At 48.8% G+C, this 13671-nt stretch carries 16 protein-coding genes, 1 tRNA gene and 1 pseudogene; 11 read left to right on the plus strand and 7 right to left on the minus strand.

The features are described 5' to 3' along the window. Positions 1-14: 14 nt before the first annotated feature. The 3 genes from JZI27_RS07790 (at position 15) to JZI27_RS07800 (ending at position 3220) form a co-directional block, all read left to right on the plus strand. Complete coding sequence (locus JZI27_RS07790) at positions 15-605, plus strand: xanthine phosphoribosyltransferase (protein ID WP_122908753.1); 591 nt, start codon at positions 15-17, stop codon at positions 603-605. 37 nt (positions 606-642) lie between these two features. Next, a complete protein-coding gene (locus tag JZI27_RS07795; protein WP_280207214.1) occupies positions 643-1956 on the plus strand; it encodes a nucleobase:cation symporter-2 family protein in 1314 nt (437 codons plus the stop codon). Positions 1957-2131: 175 nt separating this feature from the next. Further along, positions 2132-3220, plus strand: a complete 1089-nt coding sequence (locus JZI27_RS07800; RefSeq protein ID WP_280207215.1) for a chymotrypsin family serine protease — start codon at positions 2132-2134, stop codon at positions 3218-3220. A gap of 83 nt (positions 3221-3303) precedes the next feature. On the opposite strand, the pseudogene JZI27_RS07805 reads toward JZI27_RS07800, so the two are convergent. From JZI27_RS07805 to JZI27_RS07815, 3 genes and pseudogenes are all read right to left on the minus strand, one after another. After that, a pseudogene (locus JZI27_RS07805) lies at positions 3304-3597 on the minus strand (protoglobin domain-containing protein); the annotation flags it as partial. 131 nt (positions 3598-3728) lie between these two features. Further along, positions 3729-4154 (minus strand): metallothiol transferase FosB, encoded by a 426-nt coding sequence (fosB, locus tag JZI27_RS07810; protein WP_122908749.1) that lies wholly within the window; start codon positions 4152-4154, stop codon positions 3729-3731. Between the two features lie 126 nt (positions 4155-4280). After that, the gene (locus JZI27_RS07815; RefSeq protein WP_280207216.1) at positions 4281-4526 is read right to left on the minus strand and encodes a hypothetical protein; all 246 of its coding nucleotides are present in this window, start codon (positions 4524-4526) and stop codon (positions 4281-4283) included. A 148-nt stretch (positions 4527-4674) separates the two neighbouring features. Between JZI27_RS07815 and JZI27_RS07820 the strand changes: the two genes are divergently transcribed. The 5 genes from JZI27_RS07820 to JZI27_RS07840 all read left to right on the plus strand — a co-directional run bounded on the left by JZI27_RS07820 (position 4675) and on the right by JZI27_RS07840 (position 8896). Beyond that, a complete protein-coding gene (locus tag JZI27_RS07820; protein ID WP_122908747.1) occupies positions 4675-5151 on the plus strand; it encodes a hypothetical protein in 477 nt (158 codons plus the stop codon). A 140-nt stretch (positions 5152-5291) separates the two neighbouring features. Then, the gene (locus tag JZI27_RS07825) at positions 5292-5915 is read left to right on the plus strand and encodes a PspA/IM30 family protein (RefSeq protein WP_280207217.1); all 624 of its coding nucleotides are present in this window, start codon (positions 5292-5294) and stop codon (positions 5913-5915) included. Positions 5916-5942: 27 nt separating this feature from the next. Further along, complete coding sequence (locus JZI27_RS07830; protein WP_122908745.1) at positions 5943-6974, plus strand: TFIIB-type zinc ribbon-containing protein; 1032 nt, start codon at positions 5943-5945, stop codon at positions 6972-6974. Further along, positions 6971-7894, plus strand: coding sequence for a TPM domain-containing protein (locus JZI27_RS07835; protein ID WP_280207218.1), 924 nt, complete (start codon positions 6971-6973; stop codon positions 7892-7894). Before JZI27_RS07830 ends, JZI27_RS07835 begins: the two co-directional genes overlap by 4 nt. 18 nt (positions 7895-7912) lie before the next feature. Then, positions 7913-8896 (plus strand): SPFH domain-containing protein, encoded by a 984-nt coding sequence (locus tag JZI27_RS07840; protein ID WP_280207219.1) that lies wholly within the window; start codon positions 7913-7915, stop codon positions 8894-8896. A gap of 71 nt (positions 8897-8967) precedes the next feature. Here the strand turns inward: JZI27_RS07840 and JZI27_RS07845 are convergent, their stop codons facing one another. Then, on the minus strand, positions 8968-9411 hold the full coding sequence (locus JZI27_RS07845) for a GyrI-like domain-containing protein (RefSeq protein WP_280207220.1): 444 nt from the start codon (positions 9409-9411) through the stop codon (positions 8968-8970). Between the two features lie 281 nt (positions 9412-9692). Between JZI27_RS07845 and JZI27_RS07850 the strand changes: the two genes are divergently transcribed. Together JZI27_RS07850 and JZI27_RS07855 are read left to right on the plus strand one after the other, a co-directional pair. Then, positions 9693-9775: transfer RNA gene (locus JZI27_RS07850), tRNA-Leu, on the plus strand. Between the two features lie 557 nt (positions 9776-10332). Next, a complete protein-coding gene (locus tag JZI27_RS07855) occupies positions 10333-10857 on the plus strand; it encodes a type 1 glutamine amidotransferase domain-containing protein (protein ID WP_122908742.1) in 525 nt (174 codons plus the stop codon). A 435-nt stretch (positions 10858-11292) separates the two neighbouring features. Here JZI27_RS07855 and JZI27_RS25040 read toward each other — a convergent pair whose 3' ends face one another. Genes JZI27_RS25040 through JZI27_RS07865 form a run of 3 tightly spaced genes read right to left on the minus strand, consistent with a single transcriptional unit; the run spans position 11293 to position 11824 of the window. Continuing rightward, positions 11293-11499 carry a Ger(x)C family spore germination protein gene (locus JZI27_RS25040; protein WP_481752805.1) on the minus strand — a complete coding sequence of 69 codons (207 nt, stop codon included), beginning with the start codon at positions 11497-11499 and terminating at the stop codon, positions 11293-11295. Next, on the minus strand, positions 11436-11705 hold the full coding sequence (locus JZI27_RS07860) for a hypothetical protein (RefSeq protein WP_280207221.1): 270 nt from the start codon (positions 11703-11705) through the stop codon (positions 11436-11438). Before JZI27_RS07860 ends, JZI27_RS25040 begins: the two co-directional genes overlap by 64 nt. Beyond that, positions 11696-11824: a hypothetical protein gene (locus tag JZI27_RS07865; protein WP_276330101.1), complete on the minus strand. Its 129-nt coding sequence runs from the start codon at positions 11822-11824 to the stop codon at positions 11696-11698. Before JZI27_RS07865 ends, JZI27_RS07860 begins: the two co-directional genes overlap by 10 nt. A gap of 197 nt (positions 11825-12021) precedes the next feature. Here JZI27_RS07865 and JZI27_RS07870 point away from each other — a divergent pair, with 197 nt between their 5' ends. Further along, entirely contained in the window at positions 12022-13662 is a 1641-nt protein-coding gene (locus tag JZI27_RS07870) for a dynamin family protein (protein WP_122908740.1), read from the plus strand. The last annotated feature ends 9 nt before the right edge of the window (positions 13663-13671 follow it).

The following is a 13671-nucleotide window of genomic DNA, read 5'->3' on the forward strand; positions in this document are numbered from 1 at the left end:
GGGGACAAACAGAAATGAAAGAACTGCAAGAGCGTATCATGCGTGATGGGAAAGTGTTATCCGAATCTGTCTTGAAAGTGGATTCGTTTCTGAATCATCAGGTTGATCCGCAATTGACCATGAATATCGGGCAGACCTTTGCGGAGCTGTTCAAAGATGAGGGCATTACCAAGGTGCTGACGATTGAGGCGAGCGGCATTCACTTCGCGATGGCAACCGCATTTGCGTTGGGCGTACCGTTTATCTATGCAAAAAAGAAAAAGGCGATCACCTTGTCTGAAGAGGTTTACGCCGCTCCTGTACACTCCTTTACTCGTCAGGAGACGTATCAGATCAGTGTCTCCCGCCAGTATCTGTCAGCGGAGGACCGCGTCCTGATCGTAGACGATTTTCTTGCGACAGGTGCAGCGCTCATCGGACTTACACAGATTATCAAGGAATCCGGTGCACATACCGTGGGTATCGGTGCAGTCATTGAGAAAAGCTTTCAGGAAGGACGCGGATTACTGGAGCAGACCGGTATTCGGATCGAATCGCTGGCAAGAATCAAGTCCATGTCCGTCAATCATATGGAATTCATCGAGCCTGCTACGAGTCGTGTATAAAAAATAAGTAGGATAAAGAGGAGAGAGTCAAACCGTCATGCTATCCAAACAAAAAGTAGTTACCTTAGGCTTGCAGCATGTCTTGGCCATGTATGCTGGTGCAGTAGTCGTGCCCCTGATTATCGGGGGAGCTTTGAATCTGACACCTGCCCAGATCGCCTATTTGATTGCGGCTGACCTGTTCACATGCGGTATCGCCACTCTCTTGCAGGTGATTGGTACGCGCTACACCGGGATTCGTCTTCCGGTCGTGCTGGGCTGTACATTTACCGCCGTGGGGCCGATTATCGCGATTGCCTCGACGAGCAACCTCGCCACCGCCTACGGTGCGATTATTGTCTCTGGTATATTCGTCGTACTGACGGCTCCTCTCTTCGGGAAGCTGCTCAAATTCTTCCCGACAGTCGTACAAGGCTCTGTGGTTACGATTATCGGTCTCTCTCTCATTCCGGTTGCGATGAACAACGTGGCAGGTGGACAAGGCAGTGCTGATTTTGGCCAACCACGCAATCTGCTGCTAGCGTTAGGTACACTGATCGTTATTCTGTTGATCAATCGCTTTACAACTGGATTTATCCGTGCGATTTCGGTATTGATCGGATTGGTCGCAGGTACGGTTGTGGGATATATGATGGGTATGGTCAATTTCGGAACGGTAAGCGAAGCATCCTGGTTTAGTGTCGTAGAGCCTTTCTATTTCGGGGTACCTGAGTTTAGCATTGTGGCCATTATTACCATGATCCTCGTAAATATCATCAGCATGGCGGAGTCTACGGGGGTTTACTTCGCACTGGGGAAAGCAACCAATACGGAAGTAAGCAAGCAAGATGTCGTAAAAGGCTTGCGTGGAGAAGGGGTAGCGATCGTGCTCGGCGGGATCTTCAACGCTTTTCCTTATACCGCCTTTTCACAAAACGTTGGTCTGGTTCAATTGAGCGGAATCAAAAGCCGCGACGTGATGATCGGAGCAGGGGGAATCTTGATCGTATTGGGTCTGTTGCCAAAGCTGGCTGCGCTGACGACAGTAATTCCAAACCCTGTGCTGGGTGGAGCAATGGTCGCCATGTTTGGAATGGTCGTAGCATCCGGGATCAATATTTTGTCTCAGGTCGATCTGCGTCAAAACGAAAATCTGCTGATCGCTGCATGCAGTATCGCGGTGGGACTTGGCTCCGCTGCTGTGCCAAGCATGTTTGATCAATTGCCTACCATGATGAAAATGCTGCTGCAAAACGGAATCGTCACCGGTTCCTTGACAGCGGTCGTGCTCAATCTCGTTCTGGTTCACTGGAACAAAAATTTGCAGCAAGCCATGACAGAAAACAAAACAACCGTATCTGAAGCTTCGTAATCCAAGCAAAGATGCGCCATGGACAGGGTGATCCACAGCAGGCAACTGCTAGTGGATCACCCTTGTTTTTTTACAAAGGCAAAAAAGGCACTCTTCCTCCTGCATCTGTCCAATGTTCATGGTCAAGTTTGACATAGGATGTAATCGTGATGGCATCCGGAAAGGGAGGGATTGCATGTCTACGTACAGACAAGCGCTTCAAGCCAAGGAGAGACTGGTGAAAAGATGGCACAAGATGCCAGGTGTGGTCGGGATCGGCGTCGGATTTGCCAACGGATTAAATCGATCAGGCGGCATGTGCGTCGTGATGTACACGCTGAATGCGAGTGCATCGATTCGAAAAAGCTGTCCGCGAAGCGTGGCAGTCAGATGCAAAAAGACGGGGAGAAGCGTACAAGTACCTGTCCAGAGAGTCACCTCAGGAAGATGCTCCTGTCATCCAGCCTTCAAACCAAGAGCAACGAGTCGATCACTGCGAAGCCGAATTCGTCCAGTAGTAGCTGGTTATAGTGTGGGGCGACCCGGCATATCTGGAACGGCAGGGCTTATCGTGGCTCGTGCAGCCAATCGGGCACAGCGCTTTTTGCTGAGCAACAACCATGTCTTGAACCGACATAATACAGGGGGATACACAGAGACGCTACAGCCGGGAGGAGCAGATGGCGGTCGCTACGGCAGAGACAGGATCGGCAGATTGTATCGATTTGTCCGTCTCAGTAGAAGTGGAGTGAATTATCTGGATGCAGCCTTGTCCATTCCACTGAACAATCGTATGCTTGCTCCCACTTATGCCAGGGTGGGGAGGATTCGCGGATACGTGCGCTCCTATTCACTGGGAAGTCGTCTGAAAAAGGTGGGACGTACGACAGGGCTGGTCAGCGGTGTCGTCACCTCGATCAACACGGACGTAGCCGTAGCTTACGGCTCCTATGGGGGATTGGGAACGATTCGTTTTCGCAACCAGACAGTCATTCGCAGCAGCCGGGCCAATTCATTGCCAGGCGATTCGGGTTCTGTCTGGTTGACATCGGGAAATCGCGCAGCAGCCGTGAATTTTGCCGGTTCGGAGGATGGCCGATTTTCCATCTCGTTTCCGATTCAATGGGCCATGCAGGCCTTTGGCATCCGTACTGCCGGAGCAGTAGCAAGCAAGGTCAGGGCAGCACGCTCCACTAGACTAAGCCATACAGCCTCGACCAGATGCTTGTCCAAGAAAGAGTTGAGCGAGGTAAAAAAACATCTGTCGAGGCGTATACAACGATGAGTGAAGTGACGACCGGCTAGCAGAAACACTTTGAAGCGAGTCCAGGAGATTGTTGATTTTATTTTGCATGCCTTCGATCGTTGTTTGGAAAGAGAGAGCAGATATCGACGGAAAGAATCGGAAAGACGCTCGATGGTTGTATTGTCTTCGATGATGTTCATCAAGTGCGAAAATTCTCTTAACATGAGGTAATGACGCTCTGTAATCGATTCCACATGTTGCTTTAGCAAAGGATCCAATTGTTTCAGCCGGTCTAGGTCTTCTTGATTGATTTGCAAAAATCTCAGCTTTCCTTCTAGCTGATCTGGAGCCGTTATATTGCTTTCTTGGATGCGGTTGGCTACGACAGCAATCTCTGATCGCTTTTTCCCAAACATACTTTCCCTCCGCTGTTGGCATAAAAAAACAGCATGAGAGAAAAGGCTGATTCCATTTGATTCTTGTTAATTTATAAATGGTTCGGGACAATATTTGCCGAACTTGTGTACCCCATGAAGAGGAGGATTGATTAATCAAAGAAAACCATATGATGCTTTTCATCCCGATAGTAAGCGAGGCGATCCTGAAGAGTTCCCGTATGCAGCTCGAATTTATGACCATCGGGATCAGTGAAGTAAATCGACAGCAAGTCGCGTTCATCTCTCTCCCGACCAGGCAGGATGTTGACCTGATGCGTTTTCAGATGCTCTCTCCATGTCGAAAAGGAATCCTTGTCGATTGAAAAGGCTAGATGCGTATACGAGTCATGGATTTCCTTGCGCGGGATATTGGATTCCTCATTCAAGGCAAGCCAGTATCCGTTCCATTCAAAATAAGCCAGCTTTCTTCCCTTTACCAAAGGGCGAGCTCCCAAGACATCCCGATAAAAAACAAACGAGCGCTCCAAATCTGAGACGGAAAACAGGAAATGGTTGATGCCGTTTAGCTTGGGCATTGGATGTCTCCACCTTTCAATATGTATGTTGTGACTCCAAGCCTGATTGTATGAAAGAACAACACAAAATGCAAAAAACAGGCAGGACCGTCAACCGGATTCTGCCTGTTTGGCTTGCAGCTGCAATTATTTCTGCTGTTGCTGCTGTTGCTGTTGTTGCTGTTGTTGCTGCTGTTGGGTTTGAATGGTCGATTGTACCTGTGAAATCATCGTTTGAGCTTGGGCAATCTCTTGTGTTGCCTGCTTCAATGCTTCCTCCGCCAGCTGGGGATTCGCTGCGGACTGTTCGATGGCCTGGGTGATCATGGTTTTTGCAAGTGTAGCGGAAACTTCCGCTTTTTTCAGGGAATCCGTATTGATCTGACTCGGCATTTGTTCATCCTCCTATCTTATCAACTCATACCCCTTTACTTTGCCCTTTTACCCCGGGGTTATGCAGGAATGGCGGCCGCCCATCCGTAAGAGTGCCCAACCGCAACAGTAGTCGGAAGCATACCCTTTTAGAAGGGAGGAATGCCGGATGCGCAAAAAATGGATTCAAACCATTAGAGCTGCCGAGAGAGGATTCTGGACCATCGTGTTTTCAGCAAGAAAGCGTGTAGGGGGACGAGGGGTATTGCTGCCGAAACGGTTTCATTCCGTACCCAAAATTCGCCGGTTTTTACGTAAAAACATGACCACCTGCTTGGCCAACCGCGTGATAGGTAACCTCGATTTGCGTCGGATCAAAGGTCGTTTGGCTGTGCCGGTAGGTGATGGGATTGGGGCACCGCCTATTGTGAAAACGAAGGTATTGTCAAAAGGGACGCGGCGCGTGACCATTGCCGTGTGGTTTGCTTTTGATCCAAGCGACCAGTTTTTCCGTGTCTATCAATTGAAAAAAGTACGGGGGCGCTGGATTGTAGTGGGTCGTCATCCGCTTGACTATCCTTTTGACAAGCCAGGTAGACGCAGGTTTTTGGCGGGCTGCTGTGCGCCGTGCAGGGGGAGAAGATAGAGCGGGCTCATGGCAGGCTGAGAGTGAGAGGAGGTGGGCATGAGCAAGGTTTTTGGGAGCACGATCTTACAGAAACTGAAACCTTTCCTCAAATAAAAGGTAATATGATTATAAGAAGACTTATCGACTGGAGGGAGCATATGGGAATCTTGTCAAGGATAAGAGATATTATGAGCAGCAATTTGAACGCATTATTAGAGAAGAGCAAAGATCCGGAGAAGACGATAGATGAATTCATGCGCAGCGTAAACAGTGATCTCGGCCAGGTCAAAGCCGAGTCTGCTTCCATGCTGGCGGATGAAAAGCGGGCCAAAAGAGCGCTGGATGAATGTACGGCGGAGATCCGAAAGCTGCAGCATTATGCCGAGAAGGCCGGGGAAGCGGGCGATGACGAGAATGCGAGAAAGTTCCAGGATAAGAAGGAATTGCTGGCAGAGAAAGAAGCCCGGCTCCAGGCGGTGTATGAAACAGCTGCTGCAAACGTCGCCAGCATGAAGCAAATTCAAGCAAAGCTGGAAGCCGATATTGGTCAGCTGGAAGCAAGGCGTGCAAAGCTGAAGGAGAAGCTGGCAGCTGCTAAAATTCAGCAAAAACTGAATTCGATCGGTTCGACGATGAACGGTAATGATGCGGTGTTCGATGCCTTTGAAGAAAAGGTAAACCGTACCTATGATGAAGCTATGGCTATTGCCGAGCTTCGGGCAGAAAAGAAGGACAATTTTGACGAGCTGTTCGAGCAATTTGAAAAAGGTAAGAAGGAATAGCCCTTTCTTCCATATAGAGGTGAGCGAATGCCTATTATCGATTACAAATGCCCAAACTGTGGCAGTGGCATGGTCTTTGACAGTGAGACCGGGATGTTGTCTTGTCATAGCTGCGGTAGAAACGAAGATATTCAGGATAGCCCTGATCCTTTGAAGGTACATGTTTTTTCAGAAGGTGAGGCAACCGAATATCATTGCAAAAGCTGCGGGGCTGTGGTGATGACTGAGTCGGAGACGACTGCGACCACTTGTAGCTTTTGTGGGTCTGTCGTCGTACTTGGAGATCGTTTGACCGGGGAGCTTGCCCCGCTACAGGTTATTCCTTTTGCGATTAGCAAGGAAGAAGCGGTACAGGCCTTTCGGAAATGGTGCAGGAAGGGTCTGTTGGTGCCCAATGAGTTTATGGCAGCCGATCGCATCAAGGGAATAACCGGGATGTATGTTCCCTTCTGGCTGTATGATATACATAATGCGATTGAGGTCCATGCGCACGGTAAGAGAGTGAGAACGTATGAGCAGGGGGACTATCGCTATACGGAAACACGGCATTACGATGTGTACCGCAGAATTCGCCTTAATTATGTGAATGTGCCGATCGATGCTTCCGAGAAAATGAACGACCAGCTGATGGATCGATTGGAGCCGTTTCCATACGACCAGTTAAAAAGCTTTAACACGGCCTATCTGGCTGGCTACGTCGCAGAAAAATACAGCTATGACTACAAGGAGCTATTTCCACGGGCGCAAGATAAAATCAGCGATTATATCGATTCTTATATATCATCTACGGTGTCACAATATACATCGGTGAGTTTTAGTGAAAAGAACATTCATGCCAAGTGCAGGGATGCAAAATATACCCTTCTTCCAGTATGGGTGGTCCATTATGACTACAAAAACTTGGAATATACCTTTGCCATGAATGGCCAGACTGGCAAGGTAGTGGGCAAGCCACCGATTAGCAAGCTGAAGGTGCTCGCCTGGTTTGCGGGAATATCAGGTGTCTCTTTCCTTTCACTGAAGCTGGTTACCTGGATGATGGGGGGAGGATTAGGGTGAAAAGGAACAGAGTAGTGCTGTCAGTCCTGATCTTTTTCGCTGTATGGCTTTGCTTCTCCATCGGAATGAAAACAAGTGTGGCAGAAGAGGCGGGATGGAAGCCGTTGATTTATGATGAGGCGGGTCTGCTGAATCAGGATGAGATCGATGAACTGAATGAATTGGCCAATCAAATGGGGGCACTAAGAGAAACGGATATCATCATTTGGACTTCTGATAATCCAGAAAATATCGACGTGGAACTCATGACCGAAGATTTTTACGACGAGCAGGCACCAGGATACGACAAGCCTCATGGCAATGCGGTTATTTTGACCTTGGACATGAACAATCGAGAGGTGTACCTGGCCGGTTTCTATAAAGCAGAGACGTATCTGGACAACGACAGGCTTGACGAGATACGCTCTCAAATTACTCCGGATTTAGCAAACGGCGACTACAAGCTTGCCTTTCAAACGTATATTGAAACCGCGGGCGCCTATTTGGAAGTCCTTCCTGAGGTGAAACCGGATATCACTTACAACAGTAACAATAGCTACAACAACGACTACTCGCCTCCCGTGCAGTCACCGACGCATGCTACAGATCAATATGTGACGTCTCGCCCTGAGGTGAATCGGGAACCGGATAATCTTTTCTTAAATACGTGGTTTCAATTGGCGGTTTCCTTGATCATCGGAGTGATCAGCGTAGCTGTGATGGCATATCGGTCCGGGGGGCGCGTAACGGTAAATAGCCGTACCTACGAGGAAGCTCACACATCTGGGATTCTGGATTCCCGAGATGACTATCTTCACACCACGGTAACGAAACAGAAGATTGAAAGGAACACCAACAATGGCTCGGGCGGCGGGTCGTCTAGCGGAGGCGGAATGACCAGCGGAGGCCACTCACATAGCAGCAGCAGAGGATCTTTTTAAAGGAAGGAAGGGTGCACCATGTCATTTTTCGGAAATCAATTTGCGAATGTAGTGGAATGGGAAGAATTCAGAGACGATATGATTTTTTGGAAGTGGAGCAACCGGGAGATTAAAAAAGGAAGCAAATTGATCATTCGCTCCGGCCAAGACGCCATTTTTATCAATAACGGAAAGATCGAAGGGATATTTGAGGATGAAGGGGAGTATCAGATTGCTTCTGAGATCGTTCCGTTCCTCTCCACGTTGAAAGGGTTTAAATTTGGCTTCAACAGTGGGATGAGAGTGGAAATCCTATTCGTGAATACCAAAGAGTTCACGGTCAAATGGGGAACGCAAAATCCGGTGCTGATCCCGACTCCCCAGCTACCAGGAGGCATGCCGATCCGCGCGAATGGCACGTTCAATTTCAAAGTCAATGATTACGTTACGCTGATTGATAAGATTGCCGGGGTAAAAGAAAGCTATCTTGTGGATGACGTCAAAATCCGGATTACCTCCGTGCTGGACCAGTTATTGATGAAGTGGATCAGCCGGGAAGGAAAAGATATGTTCAATCTGCAAGCGAATGCGCTTGATATTGCCAAAGGCATTCGTGAAGACCTTGATATGCAAGTGATGGACATCGGGATGACGATTACAGGCTTTCAAGTCATGAGCTTCAACTATCCGAAAGAAATTCAAGATAAGATCACGAAGACAGCATCCTACGAAATGATCGGAAATCTGCAAAAGTATCAACAGGTTGCCATGACGGACGGCATCGTATCAGGCAACGTCCAAGGCGGTGGAGCTGCTTCGGACATGGCTGGCATGATGATGGGGATGAACCTTGCGAACGAAATGATGAAAAATATGAATGCCGGTCAAAAGGTTTCGGCTGAGGCCGCAAATGCCCCTTCGACATCGACTTCTGAGGGGAAAAAACCGAACTTTTGTCCAAACTGCGGAGCGAAGAACGAAGGCGCCAATTTCTGTCCGAATTGTGGCCAGAAACTGAGCTAGGATCTATCTTGGGCTAGAATGAAGAACCCCCAGCTAACAGGGGGGTTCTTCATTTGATCTGGATGGTAAAACTACTTTTTTCGAACTGGAAAATATAATGAAAATTCAGCGTTTTGCCGTTCTGTCATCGAATAAACCTTGGAATACATTTCGAATCCGTAAGACCCTGCTTGCACATATTCTGACTGGGTGATCCAATCATATAATTGTCCATAAGCATCCCCAGCCCTGTCGATGTCCCCTTTGTAGTCTAAGACAGCATAGGTTGCTTTTGGAAGCTCGTATGAAATCATGCCCTCTGGCGGCTCCGCATCATGGAGAACTTCTACCCCAGCTATCCATGAAAATGGGTCGGTATCAGGATTGTAATTTGGCGGATCTACGAAAACTCCATATGTAACCGGGAGTCCGATGGTATTCTGTTGTTTCCATGAAACCCCTCTAACAAATGGGCTCAGAGATATTTCTGTGAAGCTGGATCTTCTCCTAGCATAGGTGCAACCTTCCGTGCTCATCTGCTTCAACAAGTGAAAATGAGATTGTCGAATAAACAGAAGATGAGACGATACGAAGTGGTGGCAGTTTTTTTGTCAATCAATAAAATAGAAAGAGGAAGGTCTGCCGGAAAAACGCTGTTAGAGCCTGATAAATCAATCTTTTATGTCAGATTTTCTACCATCTCAGTGCTTGTTAAATGGAAAAAATATCCGGTATTGCGTGCGTATCAATTTGTCTGTATAGTATTTAAGTGTCAGCGAGATTTGCGAAAAATGTCGAATGTTGCTGACTTGTTTATGCCGGTATGGCGGAATTGGCAGACGCGCGCGACTCAAAATCGTGAGGGAAACCGTGGGGGTTCAAGTCCCTCTACCGGCACCATCTACATTACATATGATCACCGCTATAAGGTGGGAAACAGCGAATGAAACCTGTTTCTCACTTTTTTAATGAAAAATGGTCTTTGAGATCCAGCCGAAGTGGTGGGCAGGAAACAGGAGAAAACGCTCCAAGATCTGCGCTTATTTGTCCTGTTTCCTGAGGACAGCTTCAAGCGAAAGTCTTTGGGATTCCAACCGAAGCGGAATGAAAAAAGAGAAACCTGCCTTTAGCGTCCACCCATGAGATCCATCTTGAACCGGCTGCTTTGGAAGCGGATTTCCTTTTTTTATACTATCGGAAAGTTTAAGTGCGCTAAAGCGCTAAAAAGATTAGCGGAAGATAGTATAAGTGCAACTAAGGCTCCGCCAAAAGCTTGGCCGTAGCCAAGTTTTCTAATAGAGCCGGGCAGGGATGACCTCCAGCAGGAATCCCAAGAACTTGGAGGGTTTTCTTCTTTTTTATCTCCTCCACAGAAGCCCGGGCAAAGTAAAGTCTCATGGAGGTTTCCATAGAGGGCTTCCTACCTGTACAATGATAAGGAAAGGGAGGCTGATTCCATGAGATTATCTGGCAAGAAAGTAGTCTGCTTCGTCGAGTCGGAGTTCGAAGATCTGGAGCTTTGGTACCCAGTGCTGAGACTTCGGGAGGAGGGAGCAGTCGTTCATTTGGTAGGACCACAAGCCAAACAGGTTTACATAGGCAAATACGGCGTTCCCTGCGAAGCGGAAATCGCGATGGCGGATGTGAATGCGGCTGATTACGACGGCGTTCTGGTGCCAGGGGGCTGGGCGCCTGACAAGCTGCGCCGCTATCCGGAGGTTATTTCCTTCGTCCAGGCCATGCACCAGGCGAAAAAGCCGATCGGTCATATTTGCCACGCGGGCTGGGTACTAGCTTCGGCTAAAATTTTGCAGGGTGTAACCACGACATCCACGCCCGGCATCAAGGATGACATGGAGAATGCAGGAGCGATCTGGGTCGACGAGCCGGTTGTCGTAGACGGACACATCGTAGGTTCTCGTCGTCCACCTGATCTGCCTCCATACGCCAAGGCATTTGCTGATCTGTTAGCTGAAAAATAAAACCGTGAGAAGGGCCTGTACGTTCCAGATCGTTGGATGTACGGGCCCTTATTGCTTATCCTTTTTCTTGCTTTCCACGGCGGATCGCCAAGCTCGTGCAGTTTGCTGACGATTCGATCCAGGACGAAGGGAACCAAAGCAGAGAGCAGGATGCCAATGATCATGAGATAGATCGTAATCTCACCAAAAAAGGTTGTCATGACGCTCGTTCTCCTCCTTATCAGTACCCTGAGCGGTTTATTTCACCGATGTTGCGGATAAAGACACGAGCTTCCACCGAAATCATGCTTTTTTCAAATAGACGTTTTCCTGAATGCCAATCTTGCTTGATCGTTTTCCATAAAGCGTGATGGTTTTGTTTCAGCTAACTATCCAAGCGTAGAACGTCCACTTTCATCTGCTTTTGCACTTTACTGATCGTGTCGTGACTCAGCCTCATAATCTCTTGCGCAAAAGCATGCCATGCGAGATCAAGATTTTGCTCGTTCGTCTGAGGTCGGGATCGCGCAGAAAAAAATCAATGGAGTTGGCGAATCCATTCGGGGAATTGGCAATTTGTTCAGAGATGACCACGACCTTCAAATGCTGGTAAAAAGGGGCGCGGCTGGAACGAGTAGCGATTTCTCTGGACGCTTCGAACAGGGAATCCCCTCCGAGGCGATGTTATAAAAGGGCCTGTCTTTTGATCCCTGGCCGTTTCCGCGCTGTGATCCAATCGCCATGCTCGCTGGAACCACTCGTTGCTGGGTGACCAGATAGCGCTGTTGACCTTCTGGCTTGCCAGGGGCTTCCTTATCTGCGTTTTTCTCTGCTTCATCCGTTCTGGGTGCATCAATTGCTACCGCCACAAGAAAATGTCTTCCGCATGGCTGAACAAGCTCTTGAAAATCGCGATATTTTCCTGCAAACTCGTGGATAGTTCCTGCGGGAAATGGGCTTCCGACGACTTCTGATTCTCGCTGTACATCTAGGAGTCCCTCCCCGCCAGGATGTGAATAAGATGTTAGTGCGATTTTTTCCAATCAGAGGGGAAGTATGCGGATGAAAGTTCCACGTGCAAACTTTCACACAAATAATTGAACAACCCCAGCAGGTATGATACATTCGGCTTGGTAGATATGGTGGGATAAAAAAGAGAGCATGGATTTGGAGAGGGTGGTAAAGATGCCTCATACGCAAGTGATGGAACCGCAGACGGATTTTGCCCGGATGGCAGATCTGATGGAAAAAGCGGCTGCACATATGAAGGAAAGCGGCGACGAGCAGACGCCGGGCAAGCTGATTCAGTTGGCTGATAAAACGAAACGTGCGGAGTTGAACATCGCTTTTTGCGGACACTTTTCTGCGGGAAAATCGACGATGATCAACACTTTGTTGGGAGTAAAGCTGCTGCCTTCCAACCCGATTCCGACGAGTGCAAACGTCGTGAAAATTCGCGGTGGTGAGAAGGCTGCGCGTGTTTATACCAAAGATACCGGAGTCGTTACATTCGATCCAGATACAGAGATGGAGAAGCTGAAGCAGTTCGCTGTAGATGGCGATACCGTTGAATGGGTGGAGGTACAGTACCCAGGAACTTTCCTCCATGAACAAGCCAGCCTGTTGGATACACCGGGAATTGATTCGACGGATGCTGCTCACAAGATCGCGACAGAATCCGCCCTGCATTTAGCAGATGTCGTGATTTATATGATGGACTACAACCACGTCCAGGCTGAAGAGAACTTCAACTTTACAAAAACCTTGAAGGATCGGGGAAAACCGGTCTATTTGGTGGTCAATATGATCGATAAGCACATTGATTTTGAGCTTGATTTTGACAGCTACAAAGAAAGTGTCGAGGACGCGTTTGAGACCTGGAACATCCATCCGGACGGGATTTTCTATACCTCGCTGGCAGAACCCGATCATGATGAAAATCAGTATGAAGAGTTTCAGGCCCTGCTGGCTCGCTTGATCTCGAATCGCGAGGAGCTGGTTGTGACCAGCGTACGTAGCGCAGCAGAGCATTTGGTCGACGAGCATGTGCAGGTGCTGAAGAACCGAAATGAGGAAGTACGTCGAGAGCTAGAAGGCAAGCTGGACGAAGTGCAGGTAGAAGGGCTGGACAGCCATGATGCGGAGCAGGTCGTCCGTGCCTTGCAGCAGGCTGAAGCAGCAGCTCAGGCACTTGCCAACCGCACGGCTGATGCGCGCAAACAGATGGAGAAGGAGCTGGGTGTTCTCCTGGACAACGCTCGCCTGACCTATTTCAGCACCTCTGAAGCGGCACAGAGCTACCTGGAAAGCCGCAAACCTGGATTTAAAGCGGGCATTTTATTCGCAGGAAAAAAGACAGAGGAAGAGAAGGCCAAGAGGGAAGAGGCGTTGCTGGCGGATCTGCGTGAAAAAGTGGCGGGCAATCTCGATTTCCACTTCAAAGAATTGATGGCGAAGCAGCCACAGGCATACGAACTTCGCGACGAAGCGTATCACGCTGCAGTGCATGCGACCAGCATTGCGTTGACAGGGGAGTTCCTCGCTTCTCACATCAAGGATGGAGCGGGCTCTCGCGAGTATGTGATGAATTACTGCAACGATCTTTCCAATGGGATCAAGCTGGAGTACAGACGTGCAGGTCTCGCTTTCATCGAGCAGGTCGTGGCGAAGCTGGAACAGCAGGTAAAGGCAGAGAATGGACAGCTGCAGGAGCGATTGGCTGATCTGCGCAAAATGGCAGAGGTTCATCAGGAATTGACGAAGCTCGCATCCAAAGAGCAAGCCGCCAAAGAACAGTTGCAGGCGATCCTGCAAGAAGGAGCGTAACGTACGATT

This window comes from Brevibacillus sp. AY1, assembly GCF_029870785.1.
GTDB lineage: Bacteria > Bacillota > Bacilli > Brevibacillales > Brevibacillaceae > Brevibacillus > Brevibacillus invocatus.